A 14,766-nucleotide genomic window follows, 5' to 3' on the forward strand; every position below is an offset into this window, starting at 1 on the left:
ATTATATGGAGACGAAGGCCGAATCGCACAACTGCAGGGCGAACCACCCGCCCCAAGAGGCTAAGGCGCCAGAAACAGGACGCGAGTGGTTACACTACTTTCATGCAAGTTGCTCCCGTTACGCTCGAAGGCACCGTCGTTCGTCTTGAACCACTTAGCATGAGTCACTTTGCTGAACTCGCCGAGATTGCATTCAACACTGACATCTGGCGCTGGATGACCGATCCGATGAAAGGTGAGGACGACCTGCGCCGCTATATCCAGACCGGGCTCGATGCTGCCGCTGCAGGCACAGCCATGCCCTGGGCCACTCGCTCGAAAAGAGACAATCGCATCATCGGCTCAACCCGATTCGCCGACATCCAGCCCTTCCATAAAACGTTAGAAATCGGCTGGACCTGGGTGTACCCTGACTACCAGCGGAGCGGGATCAACGTCGAAGCGAAATACCTTCAGCTTCGCCATGCTTTTGAAGTGATGGGCGCGCGTCGCGTCGCTTTTAAGACCCATCAGCAGAACGTGAAATCACAGACTGCCATCCAGGCTCTCGGCGCCAAGCCCGAAGGAGTTTTCCGCAATCACGTCATCATGCCCGATGGCAGCGCGCGGCACAGTCACTGGTACAGCATCATCGATGAAGAATGGCCAGAGGTGAAGGCACGGCTGGAAACCCGCATGCAAAAGCATTTGCAACGCGCTTCAGGCTAAAAACAAATGCCCATCTTTCGCGAGCCGAAGATGGGCACTTCGAGTTAGCCGTAATGTTTACTGCTTCGCAGTAGCACGAGCTTCCAGCTTCTGCACCTTGCTGTGCTTCGTCGAATAGCTGAAGTAAATCACAAGCCCGACGACTAGCCAGATGCCCACCACAATCCATGTGAGCGTCGGCAGGTTCGCAATCAGATAAAGCGCGCTGACAATCCCGCAGATCGGGACCAGCGGAACCAGCGGCGTCTTGAACGGACGCTCCATCTCTGGATGCCGCACGCGCAGAATCCACACACCCGCCGAGACAATCGCGAACGCCAGCAGCGTTCCCATATTCACCATGGCGCTCAGCTTGTCGATCGGCAACAGCGCCGGAAGAAAGGCAACGATCGTGCCGACAATAATGTTCGAGATCCACGGCGTGCGGAACTTCGGATGAATTGCCCCCGCCCACTTCGGTAGCAGCCCATCACGCGACATAGAATAGAACACACGTGATTGCCCCAGTAACATCACCAGCATGACGGTGCCCAGTCCAAACACCGCGCCGATCTTCACCAGCAGGCCGCCCCACTTCACGCCCGTCGCGTCAATGCCGATAGCCACCGGCTCGGCCACATTCAGCGCCTTATAACTCACCAATCCCGTCAGCGTAAGCGAAACAGCAATATAAAGAATCGTGCAGATCACCAGCGATCCAAGAATGCCAATCGGCATATCGCGTTGCGGATTCTTCGCCTCCTGCGCCGCTGTCGATACCGCATCGAACCCGATATACGCAAAAAAGACCGACGCCGCGCCCGCTGCAATACCGCTGATGCCAAACTGCCCCGGCCCGATCTTCGGTGGAATGAAAGGATGCCAGTTCATCCGCGCCAGATCAGGATGCTGCAATAGAAATCCGATGCCCAGAAAAAGGAAGATAAAGACAACACCGACCTTCACGAACACGATCGCAGAATTGAGATTGGCCGACTCCTTGATGCCGCGCACTAGCACCACTGTCACCACCCCAATCACGACAAAAGCAATCAGGTTGAAGACGCCCGTCACATGCGGCAGACCTGAGACGTCCGTCACACCCATCGGCAGCGACATAAACGGCAGCCAGCGACCGTGATAGAGATACAGCACATTGCCATACGTCGTCGTAAACGGAGCCAGCGATGCCGATGGCGTCAGCCCGAGCTGCTCCAGCAGACTCAGAAAATATCCGGACCACCCCGAAGCCACGGTCGCTGCTCCAAAGGCGTATTCCAGGCACAGGCACCAGCCGATGATCCACGCCACCAGTTCGCCCAGCGTCGCATATCCATAGGTGTAAGCCGACCCGGCAATCGGAATCAGCGAGGCGAACTCGGCATAACAGAGTCCGGCAAAGGCGCACGTAATCCCCGCAAGAATGAAGCTCAGCGCAATCGCAGGCCCCGCATGCAGCGCCGCAGCCTGCCCGGTGAGCACAAAAATGCCTGCGCCGATCACCGCACCCACGCCCAGCGTAATCAGATTCACCGGCCCCAGCGACCGCCTGAGTGTGTGCTCTCCTTCTTCGCCGGCTTCGCTCTTCAGCGTGGAGATATGTTTAACTGCAAACAGATTAGCCATCTACGAGCTTTTTCCTTCCAGGGGAAATCGAATCAGAAATCAGTCCGCCACGGCCTGCCCGCGGCGCGACCACACGGCGAATACGGGAATCCCGAGCAGAACAATCATTATTCCCGGCCATGTGAATTGCGGCTTGTAGCGCAATAATACGACACATATCCACGCCGCCATACCGATATAAATCGCAGGCAGAACCGGATATCCTATCGCACGATAAGGACGTTCGGCATCTGGTCGCCGCCTGCGCAGTACAAACAAGCAGGCGATCGTCAACATGTAAAAGATCAGCTCGGTGCAGATAATGTATTCCAGCAGTTGACTATACGACCCCGTCAGGCACAGAAAACAAGTCCACACCGCCTGAATCACAAGCGCCGCAGCTGGGGTCTTATAGCGTGGATGCAGCTTGCTCGTGGACTTGAAAAACAGCCCGTCGCGGCTCATCGCATAGTAGACACGCGCCCCTGCAAGGATCAGCCCATTGGCACAGCCAAATGTCGAGATCAGAATCGCGCCCGCCATGAGGAAGGCGCCGCCATTCTGGAAAATCTGCTGCAGCACCACGGTGGCCACGCGATCTTCCGCGGCATATTGAATTCCGCGCGCGATCGCAGTAGCGCCATGCGGATCGCCATGTAGCGGCAACGCAAAGAGGTAAACAAAATTCGCTGCAACATACAGCGAAATCACAATCACCGTGCCCAACACGAGTGATAGCGGCAGGTTCCGCTTCGGGTTACGAATCTCGCCCGCCGTGTACGTCACGTTGTTCCACGCATCGGCAGAGAACAGCGACCCCGTTTGCACCACGGCAAGGATCGCAAGCAACCCAACCATCGCAATCGGGCCACCCACGCCCACCTGCACCGGATGCAGCGTGCTCCACGACGCGCCATGCCAGAAGTTGTGACCAAAATTCGCTGCAATCGCCGCCGGATTCCGTCCAAACAGGAACCCAATCACCACCAGCCCCAGTAGCGCTGCCGTCTTTGCTGTTGTGAAAACATTCTGCACCAGCGCCCCCAGCCGCACGCCGAGGATATTGATCCCGGTCAGCACCAGCATGATAATGATGCCCGTCAGATTAGCCGTGTTCAGGCCAATGTCCATATTTCCCAGCACCATCGGTCCAAGCTTGACGGCAGGCACGTGCCCCAGATGAAGCACCCAGTGCGATGACGAAATCGCCGGAAAGAAAACACCCAGAAACTTCCCGAAAGCGACAGCCACTGCGGCAATCGTGCCCGTCTGGATCACGAGGAAAAGTGTCCACCCAAAAAGAAAGCCCCACATGGGGCCAAGTGCTTCTCTCAAATAGACGTATTGTCCGCCTGCCGACGGCATCATCGCAGCCAGTTCGCCGTAGCTGAGTGCGCCGATGATCGTCATCACCGCCGTCACCAGCCACGCCCCAATCATCAGCGACGGCGATCCCACGCCCCGGCCAATCTCCGCAGGAACAATAAAGATGCCGGAGCCAATCATCGACCCGACGACAATCGCCGTCGAGCTAAACAGACCAAGCCGCTGCACCAGATGCGGGCTGGCAGTTTCTGCCTGTGTTGGAGAGGGTCGGGTACTCGTGGTCACTTGTTGTTTGTTCTACCGGAAAATGCGGAGAAAGTCTTTTGCTATTTTCGCAGAATCTTTGCCCGGCCCAAATATCGCTGAAATCACGGCGACGGAGTTCGCGCCAGCATCAAGCACTGAGCGCGCATTCTCAAGCGTAATCCCGCCAATTGCCACCAGAGGCTTTTTAGTGAGACTGCGCACCTCGCTCACGCCATCCAACCCCACCACCGGGTCAGGATTAGCCTTCGACGCCGTCGTGAACACCGGCCCGAACGCGATGTAATCCACCGGCATTTTATCTGCAGCCTCAAGCTGTGCACGATTGTGAGTCGAAACGCCGACAATCCGTTCCGGCCCTACAACCTTGCGCGCTTCAAGCGGAGCGACATCCGTCTGCCCCACATGCACGCCATTAAAGCCAGCATCGACCGCAAGCTCTGGATGATCGTTCATGATGAGCCTAACCGCGCTTGTAGCACCCCCGCGCATGATCAGTGCATCATGCGGAATCTCTTCAACGCTGTGCTTATTCCGGTACTGCAGCAGCGTGACACCGGCCTCCTCCAGTTCGCAAACGACGCGCATCAGGTAAGCGCCTCGTTCGAAGTCAGGCAGAAACGACGCATCAAGAATTGGGTAAAGCGGCGGCAACGAAAGAGCCATGCCCTCAGCGTAAATGAAAACCAGACAAGACTTCAGGTTGCCGGCCCTTTCCTCACTGTGATAAGAGAAGAGCAGCGTTAGGGGCGCACCCAGTCCGCGGAAAGGGCTTTGCCCACCCAAAGAATTCACAACCGAAGGTCACGAACCTTCTTTCAGCCTGACTCGTGCGGACTCCAGGCATGCATTGAAAGGAGATTCGTATGCCCAATCCGCAGGATGTGCTGCCCCTCCCTCCACGTCCGAGCCTCGAACGCTACAGGAAACTAGCCAAAGAACTCCTCAAGGCCTCTAAATCAAGCGACGAAACCGCGATCAGCGAGTGGACCAACCGATGGATCGAAGCAATCGCCAAGCACACACATGGTAAGCGACCGGCCATCGAGAAGACGCGCGATGCCAATCGAACTGAACGCTTCGCGCGAGAACAGCTTTCTGAAAGTTGCACGCTATCGAGTGCACAATTTGTTATCGCACGCTCGCACGGCTTCGAGAACTGGCCGAAGTTCGTAAAGCATCTTAATGCGTTAGCGAAACAGAGCTCATCCCTTTCCAGATTCGAAGCTGCAGCCGACGCTATTATCACAGGTAAATTTGCAGCGTTAAGGCGCTTGCTGCGCGAAGACCCCCAACTCATCCACATGCGCTCGACCCGCGAACACCAAGCCACACTGCTGCATTACGTCGCGGCGAACGGAGTCGAAAACTACCGCCAGAAAACTCCAAAGAACATTGTGCAGATCACAAATCTTCTGCTCGAAGCTGGCGCCGAGATCGATGCAACGGCAAATGTCTATGGCGGCGGAGCAACGACACTCGGCCTCGCAGCGACAAGCATTCACCCCGAACTCGCCGGCGTGCAGGTAGGGCTTCTTCAAACCCTGCTCGACCATGGTGCAAGTATTGAGCAGCTAGATAGCCCAAGGAACCGCCCACAGGCAGTTTTGAGCTGCCTTGCAAACGGCCGTCTTAGAGCCGCAGCGTTTCTCGCCGAGCGTGGTGCGGTACTGACGCTCGAATCCGCCGCAGGTATCGGCCGTCTCGATCTTGTCAGGAATTACTTCGAAGATGGCGGCGTGCTCAAACCGAGCGCTACTCAAAAGCAACTGGAATCAGGATTCTTATACGCCTGCGGCTACGGTCATACAGAAGTCGTCCAATTTCTGCTAACGAAATGTATCGATCTCGCAACACACGGAGGTGACGGCCAAACCGGCCTGCATTGTGCGGTCATCGGAGGCCACTTGGATACGATCAAGCTCCTGCTGCAACACAATCCGCCGCTTGATTTCGAAAATATCTACGGAGGAACGGTGCTCGGCCAGACCCTATGGTCGGCAGCACACGGGGGCGATCCCGAGCGCTACACCGCAATCATTAGAACACTGATAGCAGCCGGCGCCAGAGTCCCGCCTCGCCACGCTGCGATTAACAAACAAGTCGACGATCTGCTGAAAAAACACGGCAGCCACACTGAGCCGACTTGGTATTGGTCAGAAGATGAAAAGCCGCGATTTTAGCTTTCCGTTTTCCCGTAATCACACAATGTAATGTGTAACAATATACACATGGCCACTAATCTCGCTCTCGACGACGAATTGATCAACGAAGCCCGCTTGATCGGAGGACACAAATCCAAGAAGGCTGCAGTTACAGCTGCGCTTGAGGAATACATTCAGCGACATAAGCAGCTTGAAGTCATCCGGCTTTTTGGCAAAATAGACTTCGCTCCCGCATACAACTACAAAGCAGAAAGGTCTTTGCGCAAACAGTGATCGTGCTCGTCGATACCTCTGTCTGGTCTTTAGCCTTACGACGTCAACAGGAAAATTTGAATAACCAGCAACTGCGGCTCCGTCGTGCGCTTGAGGAGTTGATAATGGAAGGGCGCGCGCAGTTACTGGGAGTTATACGGCAGGAATTGCTTAGCGGAATCCGTCACCAGCAACAATTTGAAAAATTGCGTCGAACGTTGCGTGCCTTTCACGACGTCGTCATCACGACAGAAGATCACGAAGAAGCAGCGAGGATCGCAAATCGTTGCCGGGCGGAAGGAGTGGCAGGAAATCCCATTGATTTCTTTATCTCCGCTGTAGCCGTACGACGTAAATGGGAGGTCTTCACGCTCGATGAAGATTTTCAGCGATACAGGAAATGCATTTCACTTGGAATCTTCAAGCCTTAATGAATGACTAAACCCCAAGCTCAGCTTCCTTGCGCTCTTTCTCGCGCTCGAAGTACCGTTCCATGAACTTCGTATCGAACTGCCCCTCACGGAACTCATCGTCGAGAAAAATTCCGCGATGCAGCGGAATCGTCGTGTGAATCCCTTCGACCACGAACATATCGAGCGCTCGCCGCATGCGCGCCATCGCCTCATTGCGATCCTTGCCATGCGCAATCAGCTTGGCAATCAGCGAATCATAATACGGAGGCACAACACCTTCCGCGTACTGCGCAGTATCCACACGGATGCCATTGCCACCCGGAATATTAAAAACCGTAATCTTTCCGGCTGACGGCGTGAACTTCTCCGGATGCTCCGCGTTGATGCGGCATTCAATCGCATGCCCGCGAATCGTCGTCGGCTCCGGCAGAATGCTCGAAAGCTTCTCGCCCGAAGCAATGCGCAGCTGCGCTTTGACCAGATCGATCCCCGTCACCATCTCCGTCACCGGATGCTCAACCTGAATGCGCGTGTTCATTTCGATGAAGTACAGCTTGCCATCCTCATCCATCAGAAACTCAATCGTGCCCGCGTTCTGGTAGCCGACACCTTCCAGCGACCGCTTCAGCGTCTTGCCAATGTCGTCGCGCATCTTTTGCGTCACCTGCAGCGACGGAGCCTCTTCAATCAGCTTCTGATGCCGCCGCTGAATCGAACACTCGCGCTCGCCCAGCGAAATCACATTGCCATGCTCATCGGCCAGAATCTGAAATTCGATGTGCCGTGGCCTCTCGATGAACTTCTCCATATAGAGAGAGCCGTTGCCGAAGGCATTCGCCGCCTCGCTGCTCGCCGCCTGGAAAAGCCCCGGCAGCTCATCAGCAGAACGTACGACGCGCATGCCGCGTCCACCGCCGCCAGCCGTCGCTTTCAGAATCACCGGAAAGCCAACCGACTTTGCCCATTCGATTGCTTCGTCTTCGTTCTGAATCACGCCGTCTGAACCGGGAAGAATTGGCACCTTGGCCTTCTTCATTGCCTGACGCGCCTTCTCCTTCTCGCCCATCAACCGCGTCACTTCCGGTGGCGGCCCAATGAACTTGATATTCGAAGCGCGGCACACTTCCGCGAAATTCGCGTTCTCGCTCAGCAGTCCATAGCCGGGATGAATCGCGTCCACATCGGCAATTTCGGCCGCGCTGATGACGGCCGGAACATTGAGATAACTCTCCGCTGAGCGCGGCGGCCCGATGCAAATGGCCTCATCGGCAAAGCGCACATGCAGCGAGTTGCGGTCAGCTTCGGAATATACAGCCACCGTGCGAATGCCCAGTTCCTTGCAGGCACAAATCACACGCAGCGCAATTTCGCCACGATTGGCGATCAAAACCTTACGAAACATAGAAACCTAGTGCGGACGCACCGCAAAGAGCTGCTGGCCATACTCCACCGGCTGGCCATTCTGGACAAAACGCTTCACGATCTCGCCCGTCGCATCGGACTCGATCTCATTCATCAACTTCATCGCCTCGATGATGCAGAGCACCTGCCCCTGCTCCACCTGATCGCCAACTTTCACGAACGCTGGCGTTCCCGGACCAGGCGCCTCATAAAATGTCCCGACAATCGGCGACTTCACAATGTGCAGGGAAGCATCATCGCTCACGGGAACAGGAGCCGCAGTTGGTGCGGCAGCCGCCGCCTGCACCGCAGGCAACGTAATCGGAGGAGGAACCGCGGCAGGTGCAGCCGCCAGCAGCCGACTCAAACTCGCCAGATCAGCCGAAGCGCCTTCCTGGGCAAACTTGATGCGGACCTTCAGGTCGCCGCGCTCGAGGTCAAACTCGCCAATCTTACTTTCTTTCAGGAACTCAATTAACTCTTTGAGTTCTTTCATCTCTTCTGGATTCATCTCGATATCTCGCTGTGGCTCACAGCATCATAACTGGATCATCGCCTTCGGCGCAGGCGTCAGAATTTTTCCGCCGCTCTTTGTCACGGCAACCATGTCTTCAATGCGAATGCCAAATTTCCCTTCGATGTAAACGCCCGGCTCTATCGTAATCACCATGCCCGGCTCAAGCACCTGCTTTTGCTCTGCCGCAACCCGCGGCGACTCGTGAATCTCAATCCCGACACCATGCCCAGTGGAATGGGTAAAGTACTTGTCCAGCTTTGCCCCGCGCAGCACACTCCGCGCGGCTTCATCTACTTCTCCACAAGTTGCGCCTGGCTTTACTGCAGCAACCGCTGCCTCCTGCGCCTCCAGCACTGCCTCGTACGCAGACTGTTCTTCCCTGCCCGGCTTGCCCATGTGGACAGTGCGCGTCATATCTGAACAATAACCATTGAGAATAACACCGAAGTCGAGCGTCACGAAGCCGCGCCCCGGCACCTTCGCTGTTGTCGCGCGTCCATGCGGAAGCGCCGACCGCTTTCCCGAAGCCACGATCGTCTCAAACGACATGCCCTCCGCGCCCATGCTGCGCGCAAAAAATTCAAGATCGGCCGCGATTTCCGATTCCGTCACGCCCGCCTGCATATGCGGCAGCACCGCCGTAAACAGATTGCACCCCAGCAGCGCAGCCCGCTCCATCAGCAGCAACTCGTCGGCATCCTTCACCATGCGCAGTTCCGAAACAATGGGCTTTTTCAAAGCTTGAAAGAATCCACGCCGCTTCCCTTTGCTCAGCGCATCGCGCATTATCTCCAGCGCAGCCACCGTAGTCTGTTCCGGATCAAAATACGCAGCAGCAACGCCAGGCTCTTCCAGCCACGCGCAGGCCTCGCGCAGCGCCGACTTCTTCGCAATCACAACGCGAGCGCCCAGCGTCTCTTCTTTGGATTGAGAAGTGTAGCGCCCATCGGTAAACATCGCCGCGCGCTTCGCCGTCACAGCCAGCGCCGCATTCGATCCGGTAAAACCGCATACATAGCGAACATCCGGCAGATGCGTCACCAGCATCGCGTCAATTCCCTGCTCCCGCATCTGCTTACGCAGAGCCCGAATACGCCCTAAATGATTCCTCACTCACAAAGTTATAGCAGGTGTGAAGGCTGTCATCCTGAGCAACGCGAAGGATCTGCATTTCCTAACCAACCGCACGATAACGGCGGACCCATCCCGGACATAGCGAAGGGTGGAAAGACACAAACTTAACCAACCTTTTCAGTCCGCCAACGAATCTCCTCTATACTTGCCCTTTCACCATGCAGCGTGTTTACTCCAAATTCCTACTGTCCGCCGTTTCCCCCGAGCGCTTCCCACTGCCAACCATGCCCGAGATCGCCTTCCTCGGCCGTTCCAACGTTGGCAAATCAAGTCTGTTGAACGCGCTTCTGGGCTCGAAGCAAGCACACGTTTCATCTACCCCCGGACGCACCCGCGCCATCAACTTCTTCTCAATCACCGACTCCCCCGAGCGCCAGCAGCCACAAATGTACTTCGCCGATCTCCCCGGCTATGGCTATGCGAAGCTTTCAAAATCCATCTCCGCGGAGTGGCCAAAATTTATCGAGCCCTACCTCGCCGACCGCCCGACATTAGCGCTGTGTTTCTGTCTCGTTGACAGCAATATCCCTCCGCAAAAGAGCGACGCGCAGCTCATCCATTTTCTAAGGTCCTACAACCGCCGTTTTCTCGTCGTCGGGACCAAGGCCGACCGCCTCTCGGGCAATGCACGCGTCAAAGCACAAGCCGACCTCCGCAAAGGACTCGCGGTCGAAGATCTCCTCCTGTGCTCCTCAAAAACCGGCGCTGGATTGAAAGAAGTGTGGTCAGCGATCTATAAAGCAGCCGAAGAATGAACCACCGTTTGGCCATCACTTGAAATCTGAACCGGCACGGCAATCTCTCCCGACCGCGTGCGCTCCTGCAGAAGTTCAACGAAGCGCGCAAGTTCTTCGGCATGCATTCGCACATAGCGCTCGCGTGACAAACTTTTTTGCAGATAGCGCGGAGCCAGCCGGATCCACTGTACCCGCTGATCCGTAGCGCCTTTCAATGTATCCAGGGCCACTGCGTCCACGCGCGGCAGCCACTGCGCTGCATCCTGCGAAACACTCCACGTCACAATCAGGCAGTCCGTGTTCGCCACAGCCGCCGGCAGCACCTTCGCACCGCGCTCAATAAAGCCTGCAAATTGCAATCCGCCACAAGCCACAAGATCAGGCTGCACGCCACGCTCCAGCATCTCGGCAACCACGCGCTCCGGATCGCCCACCAGGGCCACAGCAACGGGCTGCTTCTTGCGGATTTCGTTCTTCAAAATCCGCAATGCCTCATCCAGGCTGTTCACCATGAAATCGCAAAGCCCCTGCCGCACCGCCTGTTTCACCCGAGCCGCATCCGCATCCACGCCCAGCGACGCTGCACCGGCAATATTCGCAGCAACCGCCGTCGCTAACCCGCGGCCATCCAGTTCGCCATAAAACACCAGTAAACCACCGGGCTCCGGCGCAATCGACGTCAAAGCCTCAAAGTGATCAAAGACTTCCGCTGTATCGGGAATATTCTGATCGACCAACATGCTTCTTTAGATGTTAGTCGTTCTCATCCAGGGCCGATCAGAGTGCAGAATCCGCTTTCTGTATGCCAAAATAAGAAACGGCAAGACTTACGGGCCGAATCACCAGCTCGAATAAGGCTGCCCGTTGCTTCCTACCTGCTCTGACCCGCTGTGTACATCGTTAATCCCAGGGTCAGACTGGTCCACGCTCTCGAGCACGTCGCTGGTCGCCGTCACCCACGTTGTCGGGCTATGCGTCATCGGATCGACGGGAACTTCCTTGAGGTATCCACCCTGCACAAGATCATCCAGTGACTGCGGCCCTTTCTCCTTATCCATCGTGTAGGAGTCGATGGCCCGTCGCATCGTGAAAAGGTCTTCTTTCAGTACCGCTTCGCGTGCAGATTTGATGGATGCAATGAAAGCGGGAACCGCGATCGCGGCCAGCACGCTGATGATCAGCATCACCACCATCAGCTCGACCAGCGTAAAGCCGCCCGCCTGCAACCAGGGCCTACGTGTTGTTCTCTCAGACCGCATCGTCACCACGTGTTGTACTTCGTTCCGTCCAGCGCCGTTCCATCCGACTTCGAATACACGTCGAACACATTTTGTCCGCCCCAGGAATCGCTGTTCGGATCATCCTGCATCGACCGCATTCCCCAGTCATCCTTGCCCGTCATCGGATCGACCGGGATTCGCCGCAAAAACCTGACCTTCTTGCCCTGCACATCCACTCCATCCACAAGCGTCTGCAGATCCGGCGGATAGTTATAGCTGTCCACCTTTGTCATGAAGGCATTGCGCTCGGCCGCATCCTTGTAATGATCGATCCCGTCGCGCATCTGCCAAAGGTCGTACCGAAGCTCTCGCTCCTTTATCCGCTTTGCTTCCAGCCGAGTCAGCGGAATCGCCGCCGACGCCAGAATCGCAAGAATCGCCACAGTGACGATCAGCTCCACCAGCGTAAGACCGGCTTCGCCGCGCCTGGATTTAGCTTGAAAACACATCAGCAAACAACCACAACGAATCGTCGCGTGAGCTGAAACCGCCGCGCACTACTGCACATGAACCACCGCCTGCGATCCAACTGCCGGCACCACCTGCTGCGAGCTGTTTCTCACCATCGGCCGCGTAATCGCAATCGACGCATCTCCTGGCGCCTTCGCCTGGAAGGTCAGCAGCAGCACCGATCCCGAGCCGCTGATCCCGCCCGCACCCGGCGGCCGCGAAGCTGAAATCGCCACGCCACCACTGCCATCATCCCGATGCACCAGCGCCACTGCCTGTCCATCCTTGCCCAGCAGCGTCCCTAAATCCACATTGATGAGGGTCAGCTTCGAGCTGTCGTACTGCATCTGCAGCGGCACCGAGAAGATATCCTGCCCTCCCGAAAGGTTCACCGCCACCTGGAAACTTCCACCCACCTTCTGTGCCGCCGGAGGCGAAGCCAACTGCAGACTCACCGGAGCGCCGGCATTCGCCTGCTGCTGCATCTGGCTCACGGCACTCGCCGCCGCGCCTTCAGCCGTCTGCCCTGGCACACTACCCGCCTGCGGAACCGGCTGAACTGCCGGAGTTGGCTGAGGAGGCGCCGCCTGCCCCTGGATTCTGCGCAATTCGATCGTGTTCGTCGTGCCCGAATCGATCTGCCGCGTATTAAGCGGAGAAATCTGCGCAGCCCGCACCACGTGCGGAATCACAACGAAGACGATCTCGTCGTCGATGACTTCATGCGTCTCAGACCCGAAGATGTAACGCAGAATCGGCAGCTCCGCCAATCCCGGCGTGCCGCTCAATGACTTATTGTCTTGCCGCGTAAGAATGCCGCCCAGAATGCTAGCCTCGCCCTCCTTCAGGCGAATCGTCTGCTCTGAGCTGTCATTCTTGATAATCGGTTCGTTGATGCCGCCCAGGTTCACAGTACCGCTCTGCGATGAGACCTCGATCTTCAACTTGATCGTCACGTCGCGGTCATAGTGCACCGTCGGCTTCATGTCGATATTTACGCCCACGTCCAGATACTGGAACTGTGTATTCACCAGCGAGCTTACAATCGCCGTCGCCGCGCCCGTCTGGTACGACCCAGTAGCCACCGGCAGCTTTTCACCGATTTTGAGCGTGGCCTGTTGACCGTCTGAAGCACGCACGCGCGGATTCTGCAACAGCTTCGTATCGGAATCGCTGAGCAAAAGATTGACCGTTGACTGCCCGATCGTTACGGCAAAATTCGTCGCATTCAGGTGCGCAAGATCGTTCAGCGTCAAACCATTGCTCGTACTCGTACTACTCGTGCTGGTTGAAGATGACGAAGACGATGTAGAAGTTGAACTCTGGTTTGCATTCGACTGCTGGAAGTTGATCGTCGCCGTCTGCGGCAACTGAATACCGATTTGCCGCAGCTTGTCGCGGTTCACTTCCATCACCGCAACGTCGACCACAACCTCCGCCCTCGCTTTGTCCAGATCGTTGATCAGCTTTTGCGCCAGCAGCAGCTCATCCGGAGTACCGCGCATGATGATCGCATTCTGGCTCGGCACCGCATACAGCTTCGCAGTCGTAAACACGTTGCGCAGCGCTGTCTGCACATCGTTCAGGTCCTGCTGCTGCGAAACGTTGGTCAGGTAAAACGTTTGTACCGCCTGTTCGTCCAGTTCCGCGCGCTTGCCGCGATTGTTCTGTGCTACGAAAATCGTGTTCGAGGTAATCGGCCGCCAGAACGTATTTGTAATCGTGCCGATAATCCTCAGCGCGTCGTACAACGACACATTGGTCAGATCCACCTGCACGCGCTTCGACGTGTATTCCGGATCGAACAGCACATTGACGCCTGCCGCCTTGCCCACCGTCTGGTAGACGATCTTGCTGTCTTCCACCATGTGCAGCGTGATCGGTTCATTCGACAGCGGCTTCAGTTCCAGCGGTCCGCCAATGTCGTTCAACGCCGCGGTCGCATTCGGCGAAACCGAGGTCTCCTGGTTCGGAGGCGCATTCAACTTATCCCGCGTCGCCCGAATCTCCTGCTGTGCCAGCTCGTTGCTGGGGTCGATTTCGATCGCATGCAGAAATTCGGTCAGCGCGCCGGTGTTATCGCCCTGGTCACGCAGCTTTTGGCCTTTGTGGATATGTGCAGCGGCAGCGCCGAAACGCGTACGCTCATAGGCGGTCTTGTAGCGCAGGTCTTTAGGATCTTTCTGGAAGGCCTTGTAATAGTCCTCGTAAGCCGTCTCTACATCGTCCTTGGCTTCGGCGTTTATGCCCTGCTTATAAAACGACTTTGCAGACTGCGCATGGGCCGTAACGGAAGAACCCAAAAGAAAAACAAATCCAAGAAAAAAAAAGCACAGTTTCACGGCTCTATAATTCATGCAACTCCAGGCAACCATCTCTGGGGAGGAAATTCGTAGAAGGGCTTGCGAGGCATCTTCTGACAGAGGAATTCGGGCCAACCACCAGCTTCTCTTCATGCCACGACGCTGGCCGATTATAGCATCGCAATCCCCGTGAAAAGATACATCTGCCTTGCATGCTAGCATTAGATTTTGT

Annotated in this window: 15 protein-coding genes; 5 read left to right on the plus strand and 10 right to left on the minus strand. The window is 56.4% G+C overall.

Annotated elements, in window-relative coordinates; translation table 11 throughout:
• Positions 1-102: 102 nt before the first annotated feature.
• Positions 103-708, plus strand: a complete 606-nt coding sequence (locus tag H7849_RS12450) for a GNAT family N-acetyltransferase (protein ID WP_186746937.1) — start codon at positions 103-105, stop codon at positions 706-708.
• Between the two features lie 57 nt (positions 709-765).
• Here the strand turns inward: H7849_RS12450 and H7849_RS12455 are convergent, their stop codons facing one another.
• Genes H7849_RS12455 through thiE form a run of 3 tightly spaced genes read right to left on the minus strand, consistent with a single transcriptional unit; the run spans position 766 to position 4,548 of the window.
• The gene (locus H7849_RS12455; protein WP_186746938.1) at positions 766-2,313 is read right to left on the minus strand and encodes an amino acid permease; all 1,548 of its coding nucleotides are present in this window, start codon (positions 2,311-2,313) and stop codon (positions 766-768) included.
• A 39-nt stretch (positions 2,314-2,352) separates the two neighbouring features.
• A complete protein-coding gene (locus tag H7849_RS12460) occupies positions 2,353-3,903 on the minus strand; it encodes an APC family permease (protein ID WP_186746940.1) in 1,551 nt (516 codons plus the stop codon).
• A 12-nt stretch (positions 3,904-3,915) separates the two neighbouring features.
• Positions 3,916-4,548, minus strand: coding sequence for a thiamine phosphate synthase (thiE, locus tag H7849_RS12465; RefSeq protein ID WP_186746942.1), 633 nt, complete (start codon positions 4,546-4,548; stop codon positions 3,916-3,918).
• Between the two features lie 200 nt (positions 4,549-4,748).
• Here thiE and H7849_RS12470 point away from each other — a divergent pair, with 200 nt between their 5' ends.
• Genes H7849_RS12470 through vapC form a run of 3 tightly spaced genes read left to right on the plus strand, consistent with a single transcriptional unit; the run spans position 4,749 to position 6,730 of the window.
• A complete protein-coding gene (locus tag H7849_RS12470; RefSeq protein ID WP_186746944.1) occupies positions 4,749-6,065 on the plus strand; it encodes an ankyrin repeat domain-containing protein in 1,317 nt (438 codons plus the stop codon).
• A gap of 48 nt (positions 6,066-6,113) precedes the next feature.
• Positions 6,114-6,320, plus strand: coding sequence for a type II toxin-antitoxin system VapB family antitoxin (locus H7849_RS12475; RefSeq protein ID WP_186746946.1), 207 nt, complete (start codon positions 6,114-6,116; stop codon positions 6,318-6,320).
• A gap of 2 nt (positions 6,321-6,322) precedes the next feature.
• Positions 6,323-6,730, plus strand: a complete 408-nt coding sequence (gene vapC, locus H7849_RS12480) for a type II toxin-antitoxin system VapC family toxin (RefSeq protein WP_222439805.1) — start codon at positions 6,323-6,325, stop codon at positions 6,728-6,730.
• 7 nt (positions 6,731-6,737) lie between these two features.
• Here vapC and accC read toward each other — a convergent pair whose 3' ends face one another.
• Genes accC through H7849_RS12495 form a run of 3 tightly spaced genes read right to left on the minus strand, consistent with a single transcriptional unit; the run spans position 6,738 to position 9,743 of the window.
• Positions 6,738-8,114, minus strand: a complete 1,377-nt coding sequence (accC, locus tag H7849_RS12485) for an acetyl-CoA carboxylase biotin carboxylase subunit (RefSeq protein ID WP_186746948.1) — start codon at positions 8,112-8,114, stop codon at positions 6,738-6,740.
• 6 nt (positions 8,115-8,120) lie between these two features.
• A complete protein-coding gene (accB, locus tag H7849_RS12490) occupies positions 8,121-8,624 on the minus strand; it encodes an acetyl-CoA carboxylase biotin carboxyl carrier protein (protein ID WP_186746949.1) in 504 nt (167 codons plus the stop codon).
• A 27-nt stretch (positions 8,625-8,651) separates the two neighbouring features.
• The gene (locus H7849_RS12495) at positions 8,652-9,743 is read right to left on the minus strand and encodes a M24 family metallopeptidase (RefSeq protein ID WP_285288949.1); all 1,092 of its coding nucleotides are present in this window, start codon (positions 9,741-9,743) and stop codon (positions 8,652-8,654) included.
• A 179-nt stretch (positions 9,744-9,922) separates the two neighbouring features.
• Between H7849_RS12495 and yihA the strand changes: the two genes are divergently transcribed.
• Complete coding sequence (gene yihA / locus H7849_RS12500) at positions 9,923-10,519, plus strand: ribosome biogenesis GTP-binding protein YihA/YsxC (RefSeq protein WP_186746950.1); 597 nt, start codon at positions 9,923-9,925, stop codon at positions 10,517-10,519.
• Here the strand turns inward: yihA and H7849_RS12505 are convergent.
• The 4 genes from H7849_RS12505 to H7849_RS12520 form a co-directional block, all read right to left on the minus strand.
• Positions 10,498-11,241 (minus strand): urocanate hydratase family protein, encoded by a 744-nt coding sequence (locus H7849_RS12505; protein ID WP_186746951.1) that lies wholly within the window; start codon positions 11,239-11,241, stop codon positions 10,498-10,500. The genes yihA and H7849_RS12505 overlap by 22 nt on opposite strands.
• A gap of 99 nt (positions 11,242-11,340) precedes the next feature.
• Positions 11,341-11,760 (minus strand): type II secretion system protein, encoded by a 420-nt coding sequence (locus H7849_RS12510; RefSeq protein WP_186746952.1) that lies wholly within the window; start codon positions 11,758-11,760, stop codon positions 11,341-11,343.
• Positions 11,761-11,762: 2 nt separating this feature from the next.
• The gene (locus H7849_RS12515) at positions 11,763-12,230 is read right to left on the minus strand and encodes a type II secretion system protein (protein ID WP_186746953.1); all 468 of its coding nucleotides are present in this window, start codon (positions 12,228-12,230) and stop codon (positions 11,763-11,765) included.
• A gap of 48 nt (positions 12,231-12,278) precedes the next feature.
• Positions 12,279-14,588, minus strand: a complete 2,310-nt coding sequence (locus H7849_RS12520; RefSeq protein WP_186746955.1) for a cohesin domain-containing protein — start codon at positions 14,586-14,588, stop codon at positions 12,279-12,281.
• Positions 14,589-14,766: the final 178 nt, after the last annotated feature.

Source organism: Alloacidobacterium dinghuense (assembly GCF_014274465.1).
Classification (GTDB): Bacteria; Acidobacteriota; Terriglobia; order Terriglobales; family Acidobacteriaceae; genus Alloacidobacterium; species Alloacidobacterium dinghuense.

Excerpts from the sequence above, each read along its gene's own strand:
- H7849_RS12475 (WP_186746946.1), top strand. The coding sequence starts at position 6,114 with ATGGCCACTAATCTCGCTCTCGACGACGAATTGATCAACGAAGCCCGC.
- accB (WP_186746949.1), bottom strand. The coding sequence starts at position 8,624 with ATGAATCCAGAAGAGATGAAAGAACTCAAAGAGTTAATTGAGTTCCTG.
- H7849_RS12520 (WP_186746955.1), bottom strand. The coding sequence starts at position 14,588 with ATGAATTATAGAGCCGTGAAACTGTGCTTTTTTTTTCTTGGATTTGTT.
- H7849_RS12470 (WP_186746944.1), top strand. The coding sequence starts at position 4,749 with ATGCCCAATCCGCAGGATGTGCTGCCCCTCCCTCCACGTCCGAGCCTC.
- H7849_RS12450 (WP_186746937.1), top strand. The coding sequence starts at position 103 with ATGCAAGTTGCTCCCGTTACGCTCGAAGGCACCGTCGTTCGTCTTGAA.
- H7849_RS12515 (WP_186746953.1), bottom strand. The coding sequence starts at position 12,230 with ATGTGTTTTCAAGCTAAATCCAGGCGCGGCGAAGCCGGTCTTACGCTG.
- yihA (WP_186746950.1), top strand. The coding sequence starts at position 9,923 with ATGCAGCGTGTTTACTCCAAATTCCTACTGTCCGCCGTTTCCCCCGAG.
- thiE (WP_186746942.1), bottom strand. The coding sequence starts at position 4,548 with ATGGCTCTTTCGTTGCCGCCGCTTTACCCAATTCTTGATGCGTCGTTT.
- H7849_RS12455 (WP_186746938.1), bottom strand. The coding sequence starts at position 2,313 with ATGGCTAATCTGTTTGCAGTTAAACATATCTCCACGCTGAAGAGCGAA.
- H7849_RS12505 (WP_186746951.1), bottom strand. The coding sequence starts at position 11,241 with ATGTTGGTCGATCAGAATATTCCCGATACAGCGGAAGTCTTTGATCAC.
- H7849_RS12510 (WP_186746952.1), bottom strand. The coding sequence starts at position 11,760 with ATGCGGTCTGAGAGAACAACACGTAGGCCCTGGTTGCAGGCGGGCGGC.
- accC (WP_186746948.1), bottom strand. The coding sequence starts at position 8,114 with ATGTTTCGTAAGGTTTTGATCGCCAATCGTGGCGAAATTGCGCTGCGT.